Consider the following 23,876-nt stretch of genomic DNA (forward strand, 5'->3'; position numbering starts at 1 on the left):
ATGATTAAATGACTTTTTCGATTTGATAATCATTTCGATCCGAACTACTTCTTGAAACCAGTTCAGCTAAAAATCCGGTCAAAAACAATTGGGTTCCTAGAATAATCGCCGTCAATGCAAAGAAAAATAATGGCTGATCAGTGATATCCCTAAATGGCGTACCACTGGCGATACTCATCAGTTTGTGACAGATTAAATAAACGGAAATAAATAAACCAGCTAGAAAACTCATAACACCCATGACACCAAAGAAATGCATTGGCCGCTTAGCGAATTTTCCAACAAAAAATATAGACAGCAGATCTAAAAATCCTTTAACAAAGCGTCCTGGTCCAAATTTCGTCGTACCATATTTACGCGGATAATGTTGAACGATTTGCTCCTGAATATTTGTAAATCCTGCCCACTTTGCAATGACTGGAATATAACGGTGCATTTCACCGTACACCTCTATATTTTTGACAACTTCCTTTTTATAAGCCTTAAGGCCACAATTAAAATCATGTAAATTGTGAATCCCCGACATTGATCTCGTTACGCCATTGAATAATTTGGTCGGAATTGTTTTTGTTAATGGATCATAACGTTTTTGTTTCCATCCTGAAACTAGATCAGCTCCTTTATTCATAATTCGGTCATACAATTCCGGAATCTCATCCGGACTATCCTGTAAATCCGCATCCATGGTGATCACAACATCGCCCTGAGCTGCTGCAAACCCTACATTTAAAGCAGCGGATTTTCCATAGTTACGTCTGAATTTGATGGCCGAAATATTGCCATTTTGCAATTTTAATTCTTCAATGATCTTCCAAGAGTTGTCTTTACTCCCATCATCAACCAGAATGATTTCATAAGAGAAATGATTGGCCGCCATGACACGGTCAATCCAAGCGGTCAATTCGGGTAAAGATTCTTCTTCATTAAATAATGGAACAACAATAGAAATATCCATGTGAATGTTAATCATGCTAAAAATGTACTATTTTAATACAAACAAAGGTATTACTTTTCTCAGCAATACCTTGTAGACTATATTTTATTTTATAAAACCTAATTACTTTGCTGCACGAATGCTTGCTTTTCCCTTTTTGAGAGTGCCGATAATAACAATGCAAACACAAACTGAAATAACAGGGTGATAGCCAAACCCTTAAATATTTGGCCCAAGGTTATCTTTCCAATCGCATCAACTTGTTTTTCCAATTCCGCAATTTTTGAATCAATGACCTCATCAGGTACATTATTCTTTTCCATATATTCAATGGTCACATTAATGGTGTGCGTTACGACTTTTTCCTGCAAAGTCGGATTCACAAAGTTAACGTACACCTGCGTACCAATAGTAGAAATAATCGTCGAAATAGCCAACATCATAAAGATGGATTTAAGCGCTATGGAAAAACTCCAATAACCACCATTTGCTTTTCTAAGAGAAAAAGAAAATAATGCGGAGATAATAACAAAAATACCTGTATTGACAATAAAGGACATAGACATAACTCCCCAGAAGGAATTCAGGTCTTTAACAACAAAAAGAACGATCAGTCCAAGAACAAAGGAAATCACGCCTAAAACGACGCCATAGATAATACTCTTCTTCTTGTCAATTACCGCATCAAATCCGGCATTACTGGGGTTGATTGAATCTGCCATAATTATTTACTATAATAAGTACTAAGAACTTTGTAGAGAGCCAAATCAAATGCTTTATTGCTTGATGCAGCAGCATACTCATCAAATTGCTTATCATCTGGATTCAATTCACCAAAGAAACTCATTACCGGATAGAACAATTCATAAACTTCGCTTCGAGGATTAATTCCCTTAGCCACTTTTGCAATTTCAGCATAAGGACTATCTACCAAGATTTGGTTAGCAATGATATCCTCATAAATTTCATGTTCATCTTGAAACTCATCTTCATCAACCAGTAAAAACTCTTTTAAGAAATCATCTAGTTCCGGCTCTATTTCGTCATCTTTACATTCACCTAAATAAAGGAAAATATTCAGCAACTCCGTTCCACGGTCTATCGTTTCATCTTCAATAGCCTCCCATTCTTCAGAATCCAAGTAGTCATCCTCAAGCTTGAGTACATCACTAGAAAAGAAATTCATCAATAATAAGTCGACATAGACTTCACGAAGTTCATCAAACAAAGGATAGTCGTCAAAAGACTGGTCTAGCAGTTTCAATTTCTCCAGATAGGTCGCATCTGTATTGAATACTTGGATCAGTTTCTCTAGAAATTCTGGGGCGGTGGAAATCCCATCAACCTTTCCATAATTTAAAACACCCGCTTCTACAGCAGCTTTTATATTTGCTTCCATGGTTTAATCGTTTTTAATGATTTGATTATTATTGATGACCAATTCGACAGCCCCCTTTAAAGTCTGCCCGAATAGTGGAGAATTTTTTGATTTGGATCTATTTGTCTTTTCATCGAAATTCCAAGATTTCGCAAGGTCAAACAAAACTAGATTCGCGATTGCACCTTCTTTAATTTGCGGAATAGCTAAGCCAAGAATTTGTCTTGGTCTAACAGCCAGACTGTTTACAATCTGTTCCTCATTTAGTCCGGCACGAACTAACAACGGTAATACTGTTTGTAATCCGATTATACCGTTTTTAGCAATATGAAATTCCACATTTTTATATTCTATTTCTTGTGGAGTATGTTGTGATACCACCGCATCTATTACACCATCCTTTATACCTTTTATCAACGCTTTCGCGTCAGCTTTGGTCCTCAATGGTGGGCTTACTTTATAATTGCTATCAAAACCAACGATATCCTCATCCGTAAACACTAATTGATGTGCAGCTACATCACAAGTTACCCGAAGGCCCTTCGCTTTAGCTTTTTTAATTAAATCTACAGCTTCAGGTGTACTGATTGATGCAAAATGGATTGGAGCTTCTGTATATTCCGCTAGATAGAGATCACGGGAAACCATCAATGATTCCGCAAGGTTAGGAATTCCTTTCATTCCCAAATAAGTGCTCATTGTGCCCTCATTCATTTTATTTCCCCCTGCCATAGACTCATCTTCAGCATGTGAAAAGATCAGCCCTTCAAATCCTTTTGCATACAACAAAGCTCTACTCATTAATCCAGCTTGTTGCACACTCTTATTTCCATCACTGAATGCAACTGCACCATTTTGCTTCATATCGTACAGCTCAGCCATTTCTTTGCCTTCACGCTTCTTACTAATTGCACCAATGGGATGTACATCGACAATATTCCCTTTTGCCGCATTAACGACAAGCGCTACCTCAGACCGGCTTTGAATTGCGGGCTCAGTATTAGGCATCACCGCCACAGCGGTAAAACCTCCAGCAGCGGCGGCAGCCGTACCTGTGCGGATATCTTCTTTTGTTTCCAAGCCCGGCTCCCCGAAATTGGCGTGTAAATCGAAAAATCCAGGCGATAGAACCTTACCTGTTCCATCGATTGTCTCTACGTTTTTATCAGCTACTTTGATGGTGTTTCCAATCTGTGCAATCTTCCCTTTTTCGATAAATACGTCAACAGTCTGCTGATGATATTCGTTACCCGGCAAAATTACTTTAACAGAAGTAATCAATAAGCTTTTCATATATGAATGTGATTGAAATTAATAGGATACAAATTGTCTGTTGAAGCATGTAGCGTGTTCCATGATGATAAACAAAAAACGAATTTATCACTATAAATTGTATAGCTATAAACAGATTTTTCGCGTGATGCTTTTGATTGCTTCATTTCGAGAAACAAAGTTACAAAATACAATTTTATTATAGAACACTAAAAATAGATTTCAGTGAACATTCATTAGGAATTTTCTCCCCACTGATAATGTTTAAAATCAAATCCCGCTAAACTTAAAATTCGATCGACCACAGTCTCAGCCAACTCCTCCAAAGTTTTTGGCAGGCTATAGAAAGAAGGAGAAGCGGGACAAATAATTCCACCGGCTTCAGTAACCAGTTTCATATTCTGAATATGGATAATACTTAATGGTGTCTCCCGTGTAACCAAAATAAGCTTCCGTCTTTCCTTTAACATCACATCCGCTGCACGGGTAGTAAGATCTGAAGAAATTCCATAGGCGATTCTTGATAAGGTTCCCATAGAACAAGGACAGACAATCATGGTGTCAAAACGCGCCGAACCCGATGCAAATGGTGCAAAAAAATCACTTTTATCGTAGAACTTGAAAGGCACATCTTGATAGCTCTCATCTCCCAATTCAGCCCGCCACACATCCTTCGCATTATTAGACATCACAATCCCGACCTCCGCTAGCTGAGATTTTAGTGAATTCAGTTTTTCCAGCAACAACTTCGCATATATAGAGCCACTAGCTCCTGTAATAGCAACAACAATTTTTCTTTTGGACATTTCCTTTAAATATAAAACAAAGCTATAAAAAAAGGGTCGAAGTGAGAAACACCCGACCCTACATCTACCTATGAAAAACATGCCCTTGGGAGGGGCTTAACAAAAGTACATCTACTTTTTAATTTTCAAAAATATTATATGAATTACTACACATTTGTGTATATAAATTTTAAAAAAATGCCCATTTCAGCCCTGTTCCAATCCCAAGTATTTCAAAAAATTCATATCCGACACTATTTTTCATCCATTTACAGCTAGCTGCTGTAGCAAATAAATTCGCTATTCAAACAGTTATTTTCATTAATAAAACCTATTTTAGTGGAAGAGTTAAGCAATTACATTTTGAAAATGAATCTTTCTGTTTTAGAACAATATATTGAAGAAGGAAAAAGTCACGACATTGATCTATTATTGATCGGAAACCCTGAATTATTACAAGAGACAACCAGTCATGGCATTTCCCCTTTATTATTAGCATGTTATTATAACAAACCACAAATTATCCGGATACTTTTGCAACATACCAAATCGATGACTATCCATGAGGCCTGTGCCGCAGGATTAACCGCATACGTGGAAGCAATTATCCAACAAGCCCCATCTGTCGTCAACGAATGGTCTTCCAATGGTTTTACACCTTTGACACTAGCAACCTATTTTAACAAGGCTGATATCGTCCGTCTATTATTATCCAAGAAGGTAGACCCAAATATAGCCAGTAGAAACGAACAGCTTGCCTATCCCTTACATATTGCCGCATCAAATAATAATGAAGAAATTGGCAAAATGCTTATTGAAGCTGATGCTGATGTCAATGCAATCCAAGCAACAGGCGAAACTGCATTACATTTTGCTGCCCAACATGGAAATATAGACTTCATTGTAGCCTTATTGGAATTTGGAGCAGACACGCAAATTGTCAACCTAGCGGGGTTTACGCCTGCTGACCTCGCTTTGGGAAAAGGATATAAAGAAATCGCCGAAATACTGGCAAATTAACCATTTCGCAAAATTTCGGCACCGATCCTACAATGAAGGCATTGCTTCTTGTCGCAATATAATTTCTTCAACTGTAATATTGCCTGGCTTTGAGAGGCATTTTCAGCAGTCCATTCGAATTCTTCAAACTGTTTTACGATCGTATTTTTTTCAGCAGGTAACGTCTCCATAAAGTGGATAGCTCGGTCGATATATTTCTCTATCCCATAATACTTCCCATAAGCAAAAAGAAAGAGCACTACCGCATTAACAATGAGAATATCAATTGTACCTTTTCCTATTTTCCCAGAATGTTCAATGGACGTCTTTCCTCCTAGTGAAAAACGACACTTCCAGTATTCATTTAACGGTTCTATACTAAACAACGATCTTGCTTCCTCCACATTCTCCAAGCTTAAAATCGTTGAAAGACTCAATGATTTCTGGCTAAATAATACGACTAACTGTGCTATACGAATTTCAGGAAAATTATAAGGTCTCATTCTCAACTTTTTCCATCCCCCGTTTACCACTACAATTTCATGAATACGCTGCTGATAAATAAACTCTTTATAGAGTAAATTAGCATATTCATCATCTCCTTCACTGGGCAAAAAGCCACCTGTTCCAAAAAAAATCGCTTCGATCTTCAATATATCAGAACGATATTTATGTAATAAGGACAATGGAAGTTTCTCTCCAAGCTCCTGAAATGTTTCAGCATTCACCTTTAACCCCATGCACCTACACATCCAGATCCAGAAAACCTTCTCCCAATCATTTTCATAATCAGACAACAAATCAAAAATCACCTGAACTTTCATTTCCAAACGCTCATAAGACAAGGCATCCAGCCACATCGTCTTCTTCAACGAATCAACGGAACCAAGCTGCGACTGACAAGGAATCCAATTTGTGGTATTCATCATCGTCGAATACTTATTGAGTAAATGCGGATCCACATATTCCGAAAGCAAGATGGTCGGAATAACACTTCCATCCCTGCGATGTATGACTTTATCATTTACCCAAACAACATGAAGTATGACATTATTATATGCATTATCATCCTGATGATGGTGCCGATCCCAGTCCGACGAACGAATATGGATCTCAACATTTCCATACCATTCCTTGTCTCCAAGTATGATATGAGACATTAAAAAATCCGGCCCTGCGTTCAGGTTATGCTGACCAAGGTTTATCACAGTCAACGGCTCTCCATCACTAGATAGCAATCCTATTGTATTGAATAGCCGTAGTTTCCAGATAAACTGCATTAAGTTTTCTGTCACCACCATAATTGTATTCTAAAAAATTAGATCCTGCAGATCAAAGGTTTATAATTTCCTAAATATACAATTTATCGGAATCATTTCACATAAACTACAAGCGAATCATTGGAAATCATTTGCTTTTCAAGAACCCTACCATTCAATTTTGGAGCAAGTATACCAGTATGCAGTTCTGTCTCAGATTGAAATACCCGTGCTTCATCCCAGAGACCAGCATCAATAAATGTTTGTAAGGTCTTCGCTCCTCCTTCAATGATAATAGACTGCACATCCATCAGGTACAATTGATAAAGAATGCTTTGTGGTAAATATAGACCATAGTTTTCAAGTTCAATATGCTTAATGTGTCCTTGCCAGTCTGTTTTTTTTGCATTAAACACAATGGTATCGGCTTTTTCATCAAAAATCTTAGCCTCTTGTGAAATGACTAAATCTCGATCTATCAACACACGAATTGGATGTTTACCTTTCCAATGCCTAACCGTCAAACTGGGATTGTCAATCCGAGCTGTATGGGTTCCCACTAAAATTGCATCCTCTTCTGCGCGCCAGCGATGAGTCAGTTGTTGGCTAGCTGCGTTGCTAATCCAAACCTGTTTATCCTCTTGACCTATCAAGCCATCTTTAGATTGGGCCCATTTTAAAATAACATAGGGGCGATGTTGGCTAATTCGTGTAAAAAAACGGCGGTTGAGCCAGATCGCCTCTTTCTCCAAAAGCCCAATTTCAACCTCAATACCAGCCTCTCTTAGTATTTCAACACCTTTCCCATTGACCTTCGCATAGGGATCCAAACAAGCCACAAAAACTTTTAGCGGCTTTAGGTCGGCAATCATATTCGCACACGGCGGTGTCTTACCATAATGTGCACAGGGCTCAAGACTCACATAAAATGTACTTGCAGCCAATAATTCTTTTGCCGTATCACCATACCTGTCCAACACCTGACTGACAGCATTCACTTCAGCATGAGGACCTCCGTAAGGGGAAGTATACCCCTCCCCTATAATTTGGTCGTCATAAACGATAACTGCACCCACCATGGGGTTTGGGCTGACAGATCCTGCTCCTAGTTGAGCGAGGTCCAAGCAGCGTTGCATATATTGCCTGTGCATATTCATAATGCAAATCTATGAAAATCGTACCTTTGACACATGAGAATACTTCAAGATTTCGAATTAACGTTTCAACATGAACTAAATTCCATATATGACAAGGACGAAATAAAATCCATATTTCTACTTGTTGTGGAAGAACTATTGGGTATAAAAAGAATAGCATATCAATTGAAAAAAGGTGATTTAGTATCAGAAACGCATGCTATTCGCTTTCGGGACATTATTCAGGATCTCAAAAAAAACAAGCCTATTCAATATATTTTAAATAAGGCCGATTTTTATGGGGAATTTTTCGAAGTGAATGAATCCGTTCTGATACCGAGACAAGAAACAGAGGAACTTGTTGATTTAATCATAAAAAAACATGCTAGCTCATCTGGGTTAAAGGTCATTGATATTGGAACTGGTTCGGGTTGTATCCCTATTATTTTATCAAAACACTTAAAAAAACCACAGGTTACCACAGTAGATATTTCCAAAGAAGCCATCAATACCGCCAGAAAAAATGCGCAACGACTAGGACAAACCATTCGTTTCATCAATGCCGATATTTTAGAATGGGATTACGTCTTTTCAGACCAACAATACGATATTATCGTTTCCAATCCCCCTTATATCACACCAAATGAAAAACAGTACATGCAACAGAACGTATTAGCTTATGAACCTGAACTCGCTTTATTCATTGAAGAAAGTGCACCATTGATCTTTTATGATGTGATTTCCTCTTTTGCATTAAAACATTTGGTACCTAATGGCGATCTTTATTTTGAGATTAATCAATATCTGGGACCGGAAACAAAGGAACTCATAGAGAAAAAAGGCTTTGATCAAGTTCAGCTTATCAAGGATATCAATGGCGCTAACAGGATAATTCATGCAAAAAAGAGGGGCTAGCAAAAAATAATCTTTTTATTTATTAGACAGTTACCACCGATAAACCAAATTTTAGAACCAATAATTTGGAGCATATCGAAAGAAATTATACCTTTGCATCACTTTCAAAAACAGAAAGGATTCCGTAGCTCAGCTGGTAGAGCAATACACTTTTAATGTATGGGTCCTGGGTTCGAATCCCAGCGGGATCACAATAAAAAAAGCTAATCGCAAGGTTAGCTTTTCTTGTTTATACAGCTCAGGGCTCGAGCTGTAGTAACTTAATAAAACTTACAATACTTACTTCAAAAGCGTTCCTAAGTTCATCAAAATTGAACTTTTGTTCAAAGTCTACATTAGCTATATCAGATATTTCTATCACTTCGAACTCAATATCACCCATCCCAGTTCCAAAAATAATTTCTCGATTAATTTTATAATTCTTATCATCATCAATTTGCAGTATGATGCTTAAAGTTATATCATTAGGTCGCTGTCCATTCTCATCTTCTACATCCTCTTTAAATGTATATGATATAGAAAACGTAAATATTTCTTTTTTACCTCCTTCGAGCGAATGAAGTATAAAGTTGTTCTTTTTTCTATAAATCACCTCTTTCTTTACTAATGATTCTACACCTGATTTAAGTAAACCAATATTAAGATCATTTTCTATTCGCAAAATTTCTCTATTTATAAATGATTTTAAATTCATTAGATTTTATTTATAATTTACATCCATATTCACATTATTTCGTTGCAGATAATCATCAACAGATTTAAGGCTTCCATGCTCCTTTCCATTTTGTATTATTTTTCTAAATTACCCAAATCAACTTATTAAAATATCGGTAACACCAATTTTTTCAAAAAACTTAGCTCTCGATTATTTAACTTGAGTTTTTATCGAAAGCCCCAGCGTACTTCCAGTCCTTTTAAAGTGATCAATATCTCTTAAGCTAATACAGTAACCCATTCAAGCCCCCCTCTACCAACTCGACCAGACCCCATTAGACTCTCCAGAACGTCATATTCATGCTGAATACCTAAAGGAATTCGAAATAAGGGCTAGCCAAATTCGATCCATCGGAAACTTAGTAAGATATACAGAAACCATGAAACTGAGCTATTCGCGAGATATATTGAAAACTATTTGCATTTTAAATTGTCGTTATTATATAGAAAACAAATAATAGATCCATTATGAAAAAAATAGTGCCATTCTCCTTGATGTCAAGTACGCTATTATTAATGACAAGTTGCTCTGTGATAGAGAGTATTTTTAAAGCCGGTGTTTGGACAGGTATACTCATCGTTGTTGTTGTCGTTGCGCTTGTCATCTGGCTCATCAGTAAGCTTTTCGGCGGGTCCAAATAATATGTAGGAAGGAATCTTTCATGAAAATTGAAAGATTCCCGACCCTCTGTTCATTTCCACTTCGATCTCCTTTTCTCTATATCCCTCCCCCTCAACTCCCATAAATAAGTCTACTACATTGAATTACTGTCGGTTTTTGCAAACTCCATTTGAAAACCTCTTTTTTATGTTATCTTTATAATTTAATAATTCATCATCGGAGTACAATTAAACCTGCGAAGCAGCATTCATAAAATAATTCATTCGCTATTCAATAGCGAATAGCGAATGAACAATGATAAGAAATGGAGAGGAAAGAGAACATGAAAAGAATTACCTTGAAAGAGATTGGAAAACAATTAAACCTGTCACCGGGGACTATTTCCAAGGCGCTTAATGATAGTCATGAAATCAGTTCGGAAACAAAAAAAATGATTCTAGCTTACACGCAGAAGATTAACTACATACCAAACTTTTCGGCCAAAAGCCTAAAAACTGGGCGCTCAAATACACTAGCTATTATTGTCCCTTTTATTTCAAGTTCGTTCTTCTTCGATTTTTACGAAGAAATCTCCCTGATACTATCCCAAACAAATTACCAGTTAATCCTACTCCAAACTTTCAACGATGAAAAAAAGGAAAAAGAAGCACTGGAACTCTGCGTACAAAGTAATATTGATGGTATTATCATTTCACCCGTAAAAAATGATTCCAGCTTATCTTTGTTGATGTATATCATGGAGCAGATATGCCCGATCATTATTTTTGACAGAATAAATCACCAACTTGACACCTTTAAAATCGGCATACAAAATAACAAGGTTATCTATCAAGCGACAGAAGAAATGATAAAAAATGGTCGCGAAAACATCATTTTACTACTGTGCAAAGACATTGGAGGTAATGCCAGCAGAATCAAAGGCTACAAAGATGCACTCTTCAATTGCTCAATTCCTTATAACGAACAAAATATTGTAGAAATATCTTATTCAAGCCCCAAAGATGATATTGATGAAGAGCTCGAAAGAAAAATAAGTAGTTTATTAAGCAACCCCATACCTCCAGATGCACTTCTTTCGACCACGGACACCTTATCTTTAAAAGTCTTACATATATTAAATAAGTTAGCCGTAAAGATTCCAGAAAACATGAATTTAATAGGCTTCAGCAACACGCCTTTTGCGAATAGCTTGAACCCATCCTTGACTACTATTACCCAACCAACACGTCTTATGGCGGATAGATCCGTTGAGCTGCTGCTAGAGATGTTAAAAAATAGAAATAAAAAAAATTATTTCGAATTTGAAACTTATTTTTTAGACTGTAAAATAGAACATCGAAAATCAACTTCTGTATTTCGTGAATAAGCAGCGATCTTTTTAGACCAATATGAAACGGACGTTACCCAATTACCAACTTAACACCATTATATTCATTTATAAACATAAAATACAATATGTCTTTCAATTCCGATAACCATCCAGGAAACAACTCAAGGAGATCATTCCTAAAAAAATCCAGCATCATTGCCCTCGGAAGCTCCCTCCCAACCTCTTCGTTGTTCTCCTTTACCAACCAATCAAAAGATCAAATCATTAAAGTGGGACTTATAGGCTGCGGCGGCAGAGGCACGGGCGCAGCAATCCAAGCTCTACAGGCCGATCCAAATTGTCAAATTACGGCTATGGCAGACGTTTTCCAGGACCGTATGGACGAATCCTATGCCGCTTTGATGGAAGTTCGTCCAAAGCAAGTAAAAGTTGACAAAAACAACAAGTTCTTAGGTTTCGATGCCTTCGAAAAAGTCATCAATAGTGATGTAGATGTGGTATTACTAACCTCTCCTCCAGCATTTAGACCACTGCATTTAAAAGCTGCTGTTAACGCAAAAAAACATATTTTCTGTGAAAAACCCATGGCCGTTGACGTACCGGGACTACATAGCGTATTACAGTCAGTAAAAAAAGCAAAAGAATTAAACTTATCACTTGTTTCCGGCTTCTGCTTCCGCTATGATCTTCCAAACCGAGCGACATTTACTAAAGTTTTAGAGGGAGCAATAGGCCAAGTAAAATCAGTTAGTACGTTTCGCTATGGTGGCGAAGCGACTTATATCGACCCACGTCCAGAATGGAATAAAATGACCCAACAAATGAGAAACTGGTTTTATTACAACTGGCTTTCAGGCGATTTTATCGTAGAACAAGCAGTACACAGCTTAGATATGATGTCTTGGGCCATGGGGGACGTCATGCCTATTTCAGCGATGGGTACCGGGGGCAGACAAGTCCGTGTAGATTCAAAATATGGGAATATCTACGACCATTTTGCGATAGAATTTAAGTATGCAAATGGAGCCATCGGAACACACTTCTGTCGACAACAAGCTGGAGCCACCCCCAGAAACTCCGTGAGCATGTTAGGAACAGAAGGTATGGCCGAGGTCATAATTGGCGGAAAACATACAATAACTGGGAAAATGGACTGGAATTACACCGGAGAAAAAAACAATATGTACCAAACGCAACATGATGAGTTGTTTGCTGCAATCAGAAGTAACAAACCGATCAATGATGGCGAGTGGATGACCAACAGCACACTACTAGCTATTTGGGCACGCATGGCAGGCTATACAGGTCAAAACCTAACCTTTGATCAAGTAATAAATTCGAAAGAAAGCCTTGGCCCGGAGTTATCGTCTTATAATTGGGAACTTAACATAGACGGCCCCCCTATTGCTACACCTGGAAAGACAAAGTTTAGCTAACCTCCAAAACCTTATGAAAAGACTTATTTATTCTATTTTCAGCATTTTATTGCTTAACAATAGTAACCTCCTTGCCCAAAAAAACACCTTATTTAATTTTGGTCAGGAAATCCAATGGGACGACTGGGTATTAAACAAGAAGAACCCAGAAAAAATTCATTGGATCAATGTCAATACAGACCCTGAAACATGGCGCATTGAGAAGGGTAATCTCATTTGCAAGGGAAAACCAATAGGCGTAGTGCGCTCGTCAAAACAGTATGAAAACTTTATTATCCATGTCGAATGGAACCATCAATACGCTGGCGGTAATTCTGGAATTTTCGTTTGGTCAGACGCCAAACCTGATCCATCCGGCAGGTTACCGGGAGGTGTAGAGGTTCAAATGCTCGAATTGGACTGGGTAAATCAGAATCATATTGATGGTAAGCAAGCGCCAATTGCCTACGTACATGGCGAACTCTTTGGCGTTGGTGGCGTTACGACAATACCGGACACCCCCCGTGGTACACGCAGTAAATCCATAGAAAACAGAGCTAAGGGAAAAGGCGAATGGAACAGATATACAATCATATGTATTGACGGCACAATCAAATTAGCTGTCAACGGAAAATTTGTCAACGGAATACGCAATTCAACTGTAAAAAAAGGCTACCTCTGTCTCGAATCTGAAGGGTCAGAGATTCATTTCCGTAATTTTAAACTGATTGCACTCGAACCCGGTGTCACAAGTGACCAACAGGTCGCAGCACTTATTACCCCATAGGTCACAATATACCAAAAAGCTCAAAATTCAAACAAATGGAATTTTGAGCTTTTATACAGCAAATACCCTTCACAGGACCTTGACAACCAAAATCAGTGCAAAAGACTATTTGATCAGATTACGCAATGCATGCACTGGCAAATCAATTTTTGTATCGTTCGACAAACGTCCTTTCAATGTATTCCATTGCAAACTATCAAGCCGGACAGAAGAAACACCTTCCGTTTTGATATCCAAAACATCGACCCTAGATTTATCGCCTTTTCTATTAAAATAGATCTCCGAATTCTTAGCAAGGATATCGGCAGTCTTGTAATCCACTCGCGGCAACCCTAGATTGGTATTTGTGATATCAACATGTAAGTGACTGACAGGCGCCGTATTTTTGTCGTCACGGTATCCAAAATCATCTATATGCGAATTCGTCAAAACCAAATTAAGCGTATTGATGACCGTTTCTCCACTTAAAGAAAAATTCTCAACACTGTCACCAACAATAGTGAACTCATCAAGTTTTGCGGAAAACTCGTTTATATCCGCCTTCTTCAATTTTATACTTTTCAGATCAGGTGTAAAAATATAGACCGACTTATAATACTTGTCACCACCCGCTAAAAAATCCAGCATCAGAAAACCATCAGCATCTACCTTTGCCTTTACAAAATCCGCCTGGCTCTTATTCACCTTCACCATAAACTTATCACTTTTCACCACATGTAAATTGATCCCCCTGGCATCCGAACCAAGGATTTGCAGTTTATCAAATTTACCTACAGGAAACGACCGAAAATAAACATCCACCGCATCAGGGTTTGACACCTCCTTTTCTACATTTGTGTTATAAACGTTTGCATCTACCCTATTGATCCGAACAAAATAAGAGGCTACCAATGTCGGAACAACAAAAAGGAATATTGCGAGCCCTATCAATAATTTAGTACTTAATTTCATGATTCATTTTGATTAAAATTCTGTTCAACAAACTGTCTGTAACGTTGCTCCAATTCAGTTAGACCAATTTCCAATAAATAAATATTCCGAAAGAACAATGGAAGATCCTCTTCCAAAAAAACCGTCTTCCGGTAAGATTTAACATTCCGGACAGAATCCTCGGTCAAGAAAAAACCGATTCCGCGTTTATTCGCGATAATCTCCTTCTGTTGCAGCATATCATAGGTCCTCATAACTGTATTCGGATTAACCTCCAATTGAACTGCCAGCTCCCGTACCGAGGGCAGCTTGTCGTTCGTTTTCCAGGTTTCCATTAAAATATGATCACATACATATTCCGCAATCTGTAGATAAATCGCTTTGTTGGCATTAAATTCCATATTAAATCTCCTTCTCTTTTAACCTTAAAAAGGCAATCCCCCAGAATATCAATGTGAGCGCTATTCCTGTCACTGTAATTAGCCCAAAGATGTGATTTGAATCTGACCAATAATTATCATCCATGCGCCCCACTGTATTTTCCGTTTGTGTTTTCATGAGATACACAAAAAAAGACATCCAGACCACGCAATAAAGCAACAGTGAGATCGCGGTCTTAATATATTGATAGCTCTTAAAAACAATACCCCCCATTAAAAATATTGCATTCAATACGACAGGTAAAAAACAGGCATAATACGCGCCACTCGGATAATCAACACTAAAAAAATATTGCCAGAACTCCACCGTAACCTGTTCACCAAGTTCATTTACCTCCGTTCTAATGGAAGGGCCAAAACCTCGCAAATAGGAAATGAAGGCTAGATCGATCAGATAATAGATCAGTAGATATGAGCTGATCCCAACGATCACCGTATAGAAAATACCGACCAGAAATTTCTCCAACTGAGAAGCAGGTATCATCAATTCAAAAATAGCTTTTGTCTTACGCCCCAGATCAGCAAAATAACTACTCGAGATCACAGTCATAAAAAACAATCCCAATACACAGAATAAAGGTGATCTAAAATTCAATACTGAATATACATGAGCAGAATCATTCTGAAGATGATCGTAATTGGTTCCTACATTGAATGCATAAAAACAAAAGATTACGCCCGCGATCACACCTATTGACATCAGATATATTCGTCCAAAACCGACCCATTGCCTACGGATCAGCGCAAAAAAACGTGTAATATTAAACAGGTTTGACATATTCATCAACTTTAATGAGGTTTGTAATTTTTTCCTTTTGTTGTAACACCGCATTGAACAACAACTCCAGATCAAGTTTGGAATCTTCCGCCAGTATATTTGGAAGAATCACATTGAAGCCTCCAAGCGCCTCCTCCGCATGCAGCACATCAAAAGATAGTTCCTTCAGCTTTTTAAAACAGAGCTTATCGGTAATCAGGTTAACAGGTGCATTCAAAGCCACCTTATGCTCATCAAGCAGAATAACCGCATCAATCAGATTATCCAGATCACGTACCTGATGAGTTGAGATAATTACGCAACGGTCGTCTGTGATGGCCGAAGCCATAATTTTACGAAACTGCGCTTTAGAAGGAATATCTAACCCATTCGTAGGTTCATCCATGATAATGATTTTCGTATTGGAAGCCAAACCGAAGGAAATAATGTATTTCTTTTTCTGACCATAGCTCATCTCCGCCAATTTTTGTTCTACCGGAATTTCAAATTCTTTGATCAAGCGATAAAAATGTTCCCGGTCAAAATTGGGATAAAACCCAGCATTGGCTTTTAAAAATTGTTCCGATTTTACTGCAGGCAAATAAAACTCCTCGGGAATAAAACTGATCTCCCGCAACAAAGAAGGCTCCCGTCGAGTTGGGTTGTGCCCCAAGACCTCAACCACACCCGATACTGGATACACCAAACCAGCAATATTTTTCAGCAAGGTGGACTTACCCGCGCCGTTTTTCCCAAGCAATCCATAGATATGCCCCTGCTTCAAGATGAGATCCATTTGAAGAAAGAGTGGCCTGGATTTACTATAACTGAAATTTAGATTTTGGATAGTAATCATACTACTGTATTATTTAATTAATACACTAATATAGATACTAATTCTCGATGTTTCCAAAAAATATTTTAAAAAAATAAATCTGTACCCCCTATTTAATGGCTATCGGGTCGAGAGATCTGCACATATATTACAACTAAGAATCGGCAAAAAAAAGGAAACAATAAGTTCATATAAAAACCATATTTATACTGATAAAAAGATAATTAAATAAAAATATTATGAAATTCATAATGAAAAAACAAGGTCAGAATACATTATTTTCGTGCATACCTAAAACCGCTTCAATACAAAAAACTTAAAATTAGCGCCTTAAAAACACTTTTTCATTCCAATGAAGGAAAGATGCAATTACTCGCAAAAAGTCTCTCAAATCGCTTAAAAAACATTAAAAACCACATATTACACAACCTAAGCACCAAAGTAAGTTAAAATTGGAATTCGCCACCCCATCTTTGAGCTAATCTCTCTATACAATCTGGCCAAAAACCGCATCTGCAGGGCTCAGAAGCCAATTAACCTTAAGTTAATACCGACCACACGATAATCTTAAATAATTAATAATCAAAATTATAAAAATATTATATAAACAAAATAATCATATTAAATTCAAACCTCATTTTATCATCTTCTCATTCAACGATAGAACTCAGCAATCATTTTTACCCGAATCTGCTTCGCAGTCACCACAATAATCAGCTTGCTGAAGTGTTTTTTTTATATATTTTATGTTCATCTTTGTATCGCTATGACTTCTATTTACGCCTTTATTTTAGCATTACACTCCACCTGGCGATGGATTGTTTTGATCATTCTTATAGTTAGTTTATTACGTTTTGCTTATCAAAAAAAGAAGATACTCCCCTTCACCCCTACCGATAATTTCTTAAAAAAGGTGGTCATTATTGCTTTTTATATGCAAGCATTAATGGGTATCATACTCTATATATTAAGTCCGATCACACAATATTTTCTAACACATTTCAAAACGGCTGTACACTTACGACAGATCCGTTTTTTCGGAATGGAGCATAGCAGCATGATGATCCTCGCAGCAATCTTTCTGCTCATTGGTAGTCTAAAAAGCAAAAACGCCGATACAGATGATCGACGTTTTAAAATTTTACTCATTTGGTTTGGTCTCGCTTTATTGATCGTGTTAAGTTCTATTCCCTGGGAATTTTCTCCTTTGACCAGTAGACCAAGTTTCCGTTCTTTTTGATCAGCTATTCTTCCACTCTCCTTTTCGTTTATCACGCATTGCCGCCATCCCTTCTTTGAAGTCAGCTGTCTGACGAAGTTTAGCAAGCTCATCCAAAAGAAACGCATATTTATCCGTCAACGAATTTTCTTTCAATTTACGAAGCGCCCCAACCCCCTTTGCAATAGCCAAGGGTGCATTCGCTACAATAGTTCTTTTCAATGTATCTAATTCGGCCTCCTCTGGCTTTAAAATTGCATAAAGCAACTCCTTTCCCAGCGCCTCTTCTGCCGAGAAAGACCGACCTTGAATACAAAGATCCATTGCTTTACGTTCGGGCATATACTCCAGGAGCAACGCCAATACCTGAAAAGGGAAAAGACCGATCTTCACTTCCGGCAACGAGAATCGCACATGCGGCATAGCAAACAAATAAGTACAGGACAGGGCAATTAAAAACCCACCTGCAATCACATCCCCCCTAACGACACATATCGACGGTTTATCTAAATTAGCAAACAGTTCGGCAAGCGATTTCTCTACCTTGGGAATCCGAGGATTAACTTCATCAACCAACGGGTCTTCAAAAGCTTTCAGATCCATCCCGGCACAAAATACTGGTCCTTCGGCTTCAACCTGTATCAGACGAACCTCCGGATCCGAATTGGCTAATGCCAAAGCATAGGCAATCTCACTCACCATGGTAGGACTAAAAGCATTCCTTTTCTCCGATCGCGCAAGCGTCAATATAAACACATGCTGTTCGCGTTGTACCTTTATGAAATTCAATTTTTCCATTTATTCTATCTACAAGATCATCTGTCTAAAGCTCTCCTCCAAGGTCATCTTTTCTGTCAAACTCCCCCTACCGAAAATATCCAGCAAAATTTCCGAAGGAATATTTCCGACCAAATCATCTTTGGCAAATGGACATCCACCGTAACCCAACAATGCCCCTTCAAACTTACGGCAGCCGGCATCGTAGGCAGCCTGAACCTTTGCAAGGCTATCTTCCCGCCTTGCATGAAAATGCGCTCCTATAGCGAGCTGCGGATAACGCATAAGGACAAGACCGAAGAGATCGGTAATCTGTCTGACATTCGCCTCTGAAGTCGTATCCGCCAGAGAAAATTCGGCTACACCAAGCTGCATAAGCCGATCGATCCATTCTTCGACCAGATCTACTGACCAGAGGTCACCATATGGATTGCCAAAAGCCATGCTGATATACACCACTAATGTCTTACCATAGGTATCAGCCAAGGTTTTCATTTCCTTCAATTGCTGATAAGAATCATCCAGCCCCCTATTCGTATTGCGCAACTGAAAGGTTTCTGATATAGAAAAAGGATAACCTATAAAATCTATTTTCTCCTCCTGAACAGCCTCTTGGACACCTCTCAGATTGGCGACAATTGCCAATAACTTTACCCGATCATTCTTCAAAACACCATTCAGGACTTCTTTTGTGTCCGCCAACTGCGGAACCGCTTTTGGAGAAACAAACGAACCAAAATCAATCACATCAAATAAGCCACTTTCTATCAACGTATTGATATGTTTGACCTTCTTATCTGTCGCAATAAAATTATGCAGCCCCTGAATGGCATCTCGTGGGCAATCGACCAATACAACCGGATCTTTCATATTATACTATAAAATATCTTTCTCAATTTCCCGGGCAATCACCATCTTTTGGATACTGGAAGTCCCCTCACCTATTGTACATAATTTGGCATCACGAAAGAACTTCTCCGCAGGATAATCTTTTGTAAAACCATATCCACCAAAAATCTGTACAGATTCATTTGAAACACTTACTGCTGCTTCAGAAGCATACAGTTTGGCCATCGCGCCAATTTTGGATACGCGTTCACCATGATCTTTGAGATAACCCGCTTGACGAGTCAATAGCTCACTGGCCTCCACTTGAGTAGCCATATCTGCCAGGGCAAATGAAACAGCCTGAAAATCGTAGATCTTTTTACCAAACTGCTCTCTTTCATGTGCATATTTTAACGCACATTCATAAGCACCACGTGCAATACCCAAAGACAGGGCCGCAATGGAGATTCTTCCCCCATCCAAAAGCTTCAGAGCCTGCACAAATCCTTGACCTTCCTCACCGATGAGCTGATCGCGATGAATCCTACAGTTATCAAAAAATAAACATGCCGTCTCCGAAGCACGCATGCCTAATTTATTCTCTTTTTTTCCTGCAGTAAAGCCTGGCGTGTCCTTTTCAACGATAAAAGCGGACATTCCTTTTTTATCACCCTTTTGCCCCGTCCGAGCGATCACAACAGCGACACTCGAACTAATGGCATGAGTAATAAAATTCTTCGAACCATTCAACACATAGTAATCTCCATCCCTTTCAGCAAAGGTGGTCATACCACCGGCATCCGAGCCTGAGCCAGTCTCTGTAAGGCCCCAAGCACCAATCCATTCCGCAGTAGCTAATTTCGGAAGATAGCGTTTCTTCTGTTCTTCATTAGCAAAACTCAAAATATGATTGGTACACAATGAGTTATGTGCCGCCACCGAAAGTCCGATCGATCCACAAACTTTGGAGATTTCATCCAGCACGGTGATATACTCCTGATAACCTAGGCCCGAACCTCCGTATTCCTCTGGAACGATAACGCCCATGAAACCATGTTCACCTAATTTTTTAAAAACTTCTATTGGAAATAGTTGGGCTTCATCCCATTCCATCACATAAGGTTTGATATGATACTGTGCAAAATCGCGTGCACTCTGTCTGATCATATCCATTTGTTGTTTATTTTCAATAAACATAAGCATGAATATTAAATTTACAATCGGTAATACAATTCAAATATATCAAAATATTTAGGAATAAAATTGCAAATATTTTAAAATTTTATTTTAAATTTATCTAAAAATAAGAAATTCTTAATCATATCGCTTTTTAAACCAGAATTATAAACTATGAAGGAGCTGCTCGCATTACTTCGCCAAAAAAGAGAAAATTTAAAACTCGGTGGTGGCATCGATAAAATCAAAAAACTTAAAGAGAAAGGTAAGCTGTCGGCATGGGAAAGAATAGCATACTTACTAGATCCAGACCGGGAATACCTCGAAATAGGCATGTTTGCTGGAGAGGGTATGTACACTGAACACGGAGGCTGCACCAATGCCGGCTGTGCAGCAGTATTGGGTTATGTTAAATCCAAACTTTGCGTTATCGTTTCCAACGACGCCACAGTAAAAGCTGGAGCCTGGTTTCCGATCTCGGCAAAGAAAAATCTTCGTGCACAGGAAATCGCCATGGAAAACAACCTTCCGATAATATATCTGGTGGATTCCGCGGGTGTTTTTCTACCGATGCAAGATGAAATCTTCCCCGACAAAGAACACTTTGGACGAATATTCCGTAATAATGCACGCATGTCTTCCATGGGCATTCCGCAGATTGCCGCGATCATGGGCAGCTGTGTCGCAGGTGGAGCCTACTTACCCATCATGTCGGACTATGCTTTCATTGTTGAAGGTACTGGATCTGTATTCCTAGCTGGCCCCTATTTGGTTAAATCAGCTATTGGGGAAACAGTAGATGCCGAAACACTCGGTGGCGCTTCCACACATTCCGAAATATCAGGTGTTACGGACAATAAGTTCCCCGACGACCAAAGTTGTCTCACAGCAATTAAAAATGTAATTGATAAAATCGGTGGTCATGCAAAAGCAAATTTCAATCGGAAAGAAAGCCTGCCTCCAAAAACAGACCCCGAAAAAATTATAGAAATTCTTCCGGAAGATCGAACCAAACCTTACCGTATGCAAGACATTCTCGAAGCGATTGTTGATGCAGAAACACTGGAGGAGTATAAACCCGATTATGGCAAAACCATCATATGCGCACTTGCACGTGTAGATGGATGGGCTGTGGGTATCGTCGCCAACCAACGGGAAATCATTAAAGCCAAGAAACCCGGTAATGCGATGGAAATGCAAATGGGTGGCGTTATCTATAGTGACTCCGCAGACAAAGCTGCACGCTTTATCATGAACTGCAATCAACAAAACATACCGCTTGTCTTCTTTCAGGATGTCACCGGATTTATGGTCGGCAGCCGATCCGAACAAGGTGGAATTATTAAAGATGGCGCCAAAATGGTCAATGCAATGGCAAATTCCGTTGTACCCAAATTTACGTTCATCGTAGGAAATAGCTACGGAGCAGGAAATTACGCGATGTGCGGTAAGGCTTATGATCCTCGGTTGATCTATGCTTGGCCAAGCGCTCAGATGGCCGTCATGAGTGGCGCCGCAGCTGGCAAAACGCTATTTCAAATCCAGGAGTCAGCATTAAAAGCCAAAGGGAAGGAAATCAATGAAGAAGAAAAGAATATACTATTGAAATCCATTGAAGACCGATATAAAGAGCAATTAAGTCCCTACTATGCCGCTGCCCGACTTTGGGTAGATGGAATTATTGCCCCCGCGGAAACCAGAAAAGTCATCAGCATGGGAATAGAAGCCGCTAATGAAAAGCCTATTGTCGAACGATATAATGTTGGGGTAATTCAGGTATAAGTATAATACGAAAAACGTTCAGACGACAATAACTGCCTCAGTAATAATAAAGCGCTCCTGTATTGCATGATACAGGAGCGCTTTATTTAAAGGGTTCCACGAACCTTTTATTGTTTATACCTTCGCCATATTTTACTGATGATTTCAAATTCAGCCATCCCCACTTTATTTTACTGTGCTACAAATCCATTTAATTGTAGCATTTTTTTTCTTAAAAAACCATTTCGGGTATATTTTCATCGGCAATTAATTTTCCGGCGGTTGCAGTTCTTATTTCATCAACACTTACACCTGGGGCTCTTTCTAAAAGCTGGAAGCCTCCGTCTGGTAGAATTTCGTAAACACCTAATTCAGTGACAATTTTCTTTATGCACTTTACGCCTGTTAATGGAAGTGTACATTCCGGGAGAAGTTTACTTTCACCACTTTTATTAACTTGTTGCATGGCAACGATAATATTTTTAGCAGAGGCGACAAGATCCATGGCGCCGCCCATTCCTTTTACCATTTTCCCAGGGATCTTCCAGTTAGCGATATCACCGCTTTCGGAAACTTCCATGGCTCCTAAAATGGTTAAATCTACTTTTTGGGCTCTAATCATCCCAAAACTTAGCGCTGAATCGAAAACTGCAGAACCTGGCAATGTGGTAATGGTTTGCTTGCCCGCATTAATCAAATCTGGATCTTCGCTGCCGTCGAAAGGAAAAGGCCCCATCCCCAAAAGTCCATTCTCGGATTGCAAAACCACATTAACGCCTGCTGGAATGTAATTCGCTACCAAAGTTGGAATTCCTATACCTAGGTTAACGTAACTATTATTTTTAATTTCTTTTGCAATACGTTGTGCAATTTGTTCTTTAGATAGTGCCATAATTTAGTTTTTAGGTCTTACGGTTCTTTGCTCGATTCTCTTTTCGTAATGTTCTCCCTGGAAAATTCTGTGAACATAAATTCCTGGAGTATGAATTTCGTCTGGATTTAGTTCGCCAATCTCTACCAATTCTTCAACTTCAGCAATGGTTATTTTACCAGCCATAGCCATTACAGGATTAAAGTTTCTAGCTGTAGAACGAAAGATAAGATTGCCTGCTTTGTCGCCTTTCCACGCTTTAACAATAGCAAAATCGGCATCGAAAGCATATTCCAAAAGATAATCTTTGCCTTTAAAGTTTCTCACTTCTTTGCCTTCACCTATTTCGGTTCCAACTCCTGCTGGTGTATAAATAGCTGGCATTCCGTATCCTGCAGCCATACAACGTGTTGCCAAAGTGCCCTGCGGGATTAGTTCTACTTCCAATTCTCCGCTTAGAAGCTGCCTTTCGAATTCGGCGTTTTCGCCAACGTAAGATGAAATCATTTTTTTGATTTGCTTTTTTTGTAAAAGTAAGCCTAAACCAAAATTATCCACACCCGCATTATTAGAAATACAGGTTAAATCTTTCACTTCTTTTTTTACCAGCTCGGCAATAGAATTTTCGGGAATGCCGCAAAGCCCGAAGCCACCTAACATTATGGTCATTCCGTCTTCGATGCCATTGCAGGCTTCTTGTACATTTTTTACTGTTTTATCTATCATTATTAGCGTT

General features: G+C 38.7%; 25 protein-coding genes and 1 tRNA gene. 9 read left to right on the plus strand and 17 right to left on the minus strand.

Translation table 11 applies throughout. From position 1 onward, the window contains the following. Window positions 1–4 precede the first annotated feature (4 nt). The 5 genes from OGI71_RS10795 to OGI71_RS10815 form a co-directional block, all read right to left on the minus strand. Window positions 5–955 (minus strand): glycosyltransferase family 2 protein, encoded by a 951-nt coding sequence (locus OGI71_RS10795; RefSeq protein ID WP_120258389.1) that lies wholly within the window; start codon window positions 953–955, stop codon window positions 5–7. A gap of 98 nt (window positions 956–1,053) precedes the next feature. Beyond that, a complete protein-coding gene (locus OGI71_RS10800) occupies window positions 1,054–1,656 on the minus strand; it encodes a DUF4199 domain-containing protein (protein ID WP_282255450.1) in 603 nt (200 codons plus the stop codon). Window positions 1,657–1,658: 2 nt separating this feature from the next. Then, entirely contained in the window at window positions 1,659–2,333 is a 675-nt protein-coding gene (locus tag OGI71_RS10805) for a hypothetical protein (RefSeq protein WP_282255451.1), read from the minus strand. A gap of 3 nt (window positions 2,334–2,336) precedes the next feature. Next, complete coding sequence (locus OGI71_RS10810; RefSeq protein ID WP_282255452.1) at window positions 2,337–3,605, minus strand: dihydroorotase; 1,269 nt, start codon at window positions 3,603–3,605, stop codon at window positions 2,337–2,339. Window positions 3,606–3,820: 215 nt separating this feature from the next. Then, the gene (locus tag OGI71_RS10815) at window positions 3,821–4,390 is read right to left on the minus strand and encodes a UbiX family flavin prenyltransferase (RefSeq protein ID WP_282255453.1); all 570 of its coding nucleotides are present in this window, start codon (window positions 4,388–4,390) and stop codon (window positions 3,821–3,823) included. Window positions 4,391–4,708: 318 nt separating this feature from the next. Here OGI71_RS10815 and OGI71_RS10820 point away from each other — a divergent pair, with 318 nt between their 5' ends. Continuing rightward, on the plus strand, window positions 4,709–5,389 hold the full coding sequence (locus OGI71_RS10820; protein ID WP_282255454.1) for an ankyrin repeat domain-containing protein: 681 nt from the start codon (window positions 4,709–4,711) through the stop codon (window positions 5,387–5,389). Here OGI71_RS10820 and OGI71_RS10825 read toward each other — a convergent pair. Next, entirely contained in the window at window positions 5,386–6,669 is a 1,284-nt protein-coding gene (locus tag OGI71_RS10825) for a DUF2851 family protein (protein WP_282255455.1), read from the minus strand. The genes OGI71_RS10820 and OGI71_RS10825 overlap by 4 nt on opposite strands. Before the next feature lie 71 nt (window positions 6,670–6,740). After that, window positions 6,741–7,784: a bifunctional diaminohydroxyphosphoribosylaminopyrimidine deaminase/5-amino-6-(5-phosphoribosylamino)uracil reductase RibD gene (gene ribD, locus OGI71_RS10830; RefSeq protein WP_282255457.1), complete on the minus strand. Its 1,044-nt coding sequence runs from the start codon at window positions 7,782–7,784 to the stop codon at window positions 6,741–6,743. Window positions 7,785–7,817: 33 nt separating this feature from the next. On the opposite strand from ribD, the gene prmC reads away from it, so the two are divergent. Both prmC and OGI71_RS10840 read left to right on the plus strand, forming a co-directional pair. Beyond that, the gene (gene prmC / locus OGI71_RS10835; protein WP_282255458.1) at window positions 7,818–8,678 is read left to right on the plus strand and encodes a peptide chain release factor N(5)-glutamine methyltransferase; all 861 of its coding nucleotides are present in this window, start codon (window positions 7,818–7,820) and stop codon (window positions 8,676–8,678) included. A gap of 118 nt (window positions 8,679–8,796) precedes the next feature. Continuing rightward, a tRNA-Lys gene (locus OGI71_RS10840) sits at window positions 8,797–8,869 on the plus strand. A gap of 47 nt (window positions 8,870–8,916) precedes the next feature. On the opposite strand, the gene OGI71_RS10845 is transcribed toward OGI71_RS10840, so the two are convergent. After that, window positions 8,917–9,372: a hypothetical protein gene (locus tag OGI71_RS10845; protein WP_282255459.1), complete on the minus strand. Its 456-nt coding sequence runs from the start codon at window positions 9,370–9,372 to the stop codon at window positions 8,917–8,919. 488 nt (window positions 9,373–9,860) lie between these two features. On the opposite strand from OGI71_RS10845, the gene OGI71_RS10850 reads away from it, so the two are divergent. The 4 genes from OGI71_RS10850 to OGI71_RS10865 all read left to right on the plus strand — a co-directional run bounded on the left by OGI71_RS10850 (window position 9,861) and on the right by OGI71_RS10865 (window position 13,546). Beyond that, window positions 9,861–10,034 (plus strand): hypothetical protein, encoded by a 174-nt coding sequence (locus OGI71_RS10850; protein ID WP_208642464.1) that lies wholly within the window; start codon window positions 9,861–9,863, stop codon window positions 10,032–10,034. A gap of 302 nt (window positions 10,035–10,336) precedes the next feature. Continuing rightward, window positions 10,337–11,380, plus strand: a complete 1,044-nt coding sequence (locus OGI71_RS10855; protein WP_282255460.1) for a LacI family DNA-binding transcriptional regulator — start codon at window positions 10,337–10,339, stop codon at window positions 11,378–11,380. Window positions 11,381–11,469: 89 nt separating this feature from the next. Further along, window positions 11,470–12,780: a Gfo/Idh/MocA family oxidoreductase gene (locus tag OGI71_RS10860; RefSeq protein WP_282255461.1), complete on the plus strand. Its 1,311-nt coding sequence runs from the start codon at window positions 11,470–11,472 to the stop codon at window positions 12,778–12,780. 13 nt (window positions 12,781–12,793) lie between these two features. Then, complete coding sequence (locus tag OGI71_RS10865) at window positions 12,794–13,546, plus strand: DUF1080 domain-containing protein (protein WP_282255462.1); 753 nt, start codon at window positions 12,794–12,796, stop codon at window positions 13,544–13,546. A gap of 105 nt (window positions 13,547–13,651) precedes the next feature. Here the strand turns inward: OGI71_RS10865 and OGI71_RS10870 are convergent, their stop codons facing one another. Genes OGI71_RS10870 through OGI71_RS10885 form a run of 4 tightly spaced genes read right to left on the minus strand, consistent with a single transcriptional unit; the run spans window position 13,652 to window position 16,529 of the window. Then, the gene (locus tag OGI71_RS10870) at window positions 13,652–14,497 is read right to left on the minus strand and encodes a hypothetical protein (protein ID WP_282255463.1); all 846 of its coding nucleotides are present in this window, start codon (window positions 14,495–14,497) and stop codon (window positions 13,652–13,654) included. Continuing rightward, window positions 14,494–14,877 (minus strand): GntR family transcriptional regulator, encoded by a 384-nt coding sequence (locus OGI71_RS10875; protein ID WP_282255464.1) that lies wholly within the window; start codon window positions 14,875–14,877, stop codon window positions 14,494–14,496. Before OGI71_RS10875 ends, OGI71_RS10870 begins: the two co-directional genes overlap by 4 nt. Before the next feature lies 1 nt (window position 14,878). Continuing rightward, window positions 14,879–15,694, minus strand: coding sequence for a hypothetical protein (locus tag OGI71_RS10880; RefSeq protein WP_282255466.1), 816 nt, complete (start codon window positions 15,692–15,694; stop codon window positions 14,879–14,881). Beyond that, window positions 15,678–16,529, minus strand: coding sequence for an ABC transporter ATP-binding protein (locus OGI71_RS10885; protein ID WP_282255467.1), 852 nt, complete (start codon window positions 16,527–16,529; stop codon window positions 15,678–15,680). The genes OGI71_RS10880 and OGI71_RS10885 overlap by 17 nt, the downstream gene beginning before the upstream one ends. Window positions 16,530–17,274: 745 nt before the next feature. On the opposite strand from OGI71_RS10885, the gene OGI71_RS10890 reads away from it, so the two are divergent. Next, complete coding sequence (locus tag OGI71_RS10890) at window positions 17,275–17,748, plus strand: hypothetical protein (RefSeq protein ID WP_282255468.1); 474 nt, start codon at window positions 17,275–17,277, stop codon at window positions 17,746–17,748. Here OGI71_RS10890 and OGI71_RS10895 read toward each other — a convergent pair whose 3' ends face one another. From OGI71_RS10895 to OGI71_RS10905, 3 genes are read right to left on the minus strand one after another with little or no spacing between them, the layout of a single operon-like run. Further along, complete coding sequence (locus OGI71_RS10895) at window positions 17,749–18,525, minus strand: enoyl-CoA hydratase-related protein (protein ID WP_282255469.1); 777 nt, start codon at window positions 18,523–18,525, stop codon at window positions 17,749–17,751. It abuts the gene before it with no gap. Between the two features lie 9 nt (window positions 18,526–18,534). Further along, complete coding sequence (locus tag OGI71_RS10900; RefSeq protein WP_282255470.1) at window positions 18,535–19,374, minus strand: hydroxymethylglutaryl-CoA lyase; 840 nt, start codon at window positions 19,372–19,374, stop codon at window positions 18,535–18,537. Window positions 19,375–19,380: 6 nt separating this feature from the next. Then, window positions 19,381–20,529 carry an acyl-CoA dehydrogenase family protein gene (locus OGI71_RS10905; protein WP_282255471.1) on the minus strand — a complete coding sequence of 383 codons (1,149 nt, stop codon included), beginning with the start codon at window positions 20,527–20,529 and terminating at the stop codon, window positions 19,381–19,383. Window positions 20,530–20,682: 153 nt separating this feature from the next. Between OGI71_RS10905 and OGI71_RS10910 the strand changes: the two genes are divergently transcribed. Continuing rightward, entirely contained in the window at window positions 20,683–22,290 is a 1,608-nt protein-coding gene (locus OGI71_RS10910; RefSeq protein ID WP_282255472.1) for an acyl-CoA carboxylase subunit beta, read from the plus strand. Between the two features lie 211 nt (window positions 22,291–22,501). Here OGI71_RS10910 and OGI71_RS10915 read toward each other — a convergent pair whose 3' ends face one another. Both OGI71_RS10915 and OGI71_RS10920 read right to left on the minus strand, forming a co-directional pair. After that, window positions 22,502–23,161: a 3-oxoacid CoA-transferase subunit B gene (locus tag OGI71_RS10915; protein ID WP_282255473.1), complete on the minus strand. Its 660-nt coding sequence runs from the start codon at window positions 23,159–23,161 to the stop codon at window positions 22,502–22,504. Window positions 23,162–23,164: 3 nt separating this feature from the next. Continuing rightward, the gene (locus OGI71_RS10920; RefSeq protein WP_282255474.1) at window positions 23,165–23,866 is read right to left on the minus strand and encodes a CoA transferase subunit A; all 702 of its coding nucleotides are present in this window, start codon (window positions 23,864–23,866) and stop codon (window positions 23,165–23,167) included. Between the last annotated feature and the right edge of the window lie 10 nt (window positions 23,867–23,876).

This window comes from Sphingobacterium sp. ML3W, assembly GCF_029542085.1.
Lineage (GTDB): Bacteria > Bacteroidota > Bacteroidia > Sphingobacteriales > Sphingobacteriaceae > Sphingobacterium.

Bases quoted from the DNA above. Each gene is read 5' to 3' on its own strand.
- OGI71_RS10905 (WP_282255471.1), bottom strand. From the start codon at position 20,529: ATGTTTATTGAAAATAAACAACAAATGGATATGATCAGACAGAGTGCA.
- OGI71_RS10800 (WP_282255450.1), bottom strand. From the start codon at position 1,656: ATGGCAGATTCAATCAACCCCAGTAATGCCGGATTTGATGCGGTAATT.
- OGI71_RS10815 (WP_282255453.1), bottom strand. From the start codon at position 4,390: ATGTCCAAAAGAAAAATTGTTGTTGCTATTACAGGAGCTAGTGGCTCT.
- OGI71_RS10885 (WP_282255467.1), bottom strand. From the start codon at position 16,529: ATGATTACTATCCAAAATCTAAATTTCAGTTATAGTAAATCCAGGCCA.
- OGI71_RS10890 (WP_282255468.1), top strand. From the start codon at position 17,275: ATGACTTCTATTTACGCCTTTATTTTAGCATTACACTCCACCTGGCGA.
- OGI71_RS10825 (WP_282255455.1), bottom strand. From the start codon at position 6,669: ATGGTGGTGACAGAAAACTTAATGCAGTTTATCTGGAAACTACGGCTA.
- OGI71_RS10870 (WP_282255463.1), bottom strand. From the start codon at position 14,497: ATGAAATTAAGTACTAAATTATTGATAGGGCTCGCAATATTCCTTTTT.
- OGI71_RS10915 (WP_282255473.1), bottom strand. From the start codon at position 23,161: ATGGCACTATCTAAAGAACAAATTGCACAACGTATTGCAAAAGAAATT.
- OGI71_RS10810 (WP_282255452.1), bottom strand. From the start codon at position 3,605: ATGAAAAGCTTATTGATTACTTCTGTTAAAGTAATTTTGCCGGGTAAC.
- OGI71_RS10900 (WP_282255470.1), bottom strand. From the start codon at position 19,374: ATGAAAGATCCGGTTGTATTGGTCGATTGCCCACGAGATGCCATTCAG.
- OGI71_RS10845 (WP_282255459.1), bottom strand. From the start codon at position 9,372: ATGAATTTAAAATCATTTATAAATAGAGAAATTTTGCGAATAGAAAAT.
- prmC (WP_282255458.1), top strand. From the start codon at position 7,818: ATGAGAATACTTCAAGATTTCGAATTAACGTTTCAACATGAACTAAAT.
- ribD (WP_282255457.1), bottom strand. From the start codon at position 7,784: ATGAATATGCACAGGCAATATATGCAACGCTGCTTGGACCTCGCTCAA.
- OGI71_RS10855 (WP_282255460.1), top strand. From the start codon at position 10,337: ATGAAAAGAATTACCTTGAAAGAGATTGGAAAACAATTAAACCTGTCA.
- OGI71_RS10860 (WP_282255461.1), top strand. From the start codon at position 11,470: ATGTCTTTCAATTCCGATAACCATCCAGGAAACAACTCAAGGAGATCA.
- OGI71_RS10880 (WP_282255466.1), bottom strand. From the start codon at position 15,694: ATGTCAAACCTGTTTAATATTACACGTTTTTTTGCGCTGATCCGTAGG.
- OGI71_RS10865 (WP_282255462.1), top strand. From the start codon at position 12,794: ATGAAAAGACTTATTTATTCTATTTTCAGCATTTTATTGCTTAACAAT.
- OGI71_RS10850 (WP_208642464.1), top strand. From the start codon at position 9,861: ATGAAAAAAATAGTGCCATTCTCCTTGATGTCAAGTACGCTATTATTA.
- OGI71_RS10805 (WP_282255451.1), bottom strand. From the start codon at position 2,333: ATGGAAGCAAATATAAAAGCTGCTGTAGAAGCGGGTGTTTTAAATTAT.
- OGI71_RS10895 (WP_282255469.1), bottom strand. From the start codon at position 18,525: ATGGAAAAATTGAATTTCATAAAGGTACAACGCGAACAGCATGTGTTT.
- OGI71_RS10920 (WP_282255474.1), bottom strand. From the start codon at position 23,866: ATGATAGATAAAACAGTAAAAAATGTACAAGAAGCCTGCAATGGCATC.
- OGI71_RS10910 (WP_282255472.1), top strand. From the start codon at position 20,683: ATGAAGGAGCTGCTCGCATTACTTCGCCAAAAAAGAGAAAATTTAAAA.
- OGI71_RS10795 (WP_120258389.1), bottom strand. From the start codon at position 955: ATGGATATTTCTATTGTTGTTCCATTATTTAATGAAGAAGAATCTTTA.
- OGI71_RS10875 (WP_282255464.1), bottom strand. From the start codon at position 14,877: ATGGAATTTAATGCCAACAAAGCGATTTATCTACAGATTGCGGAATAT.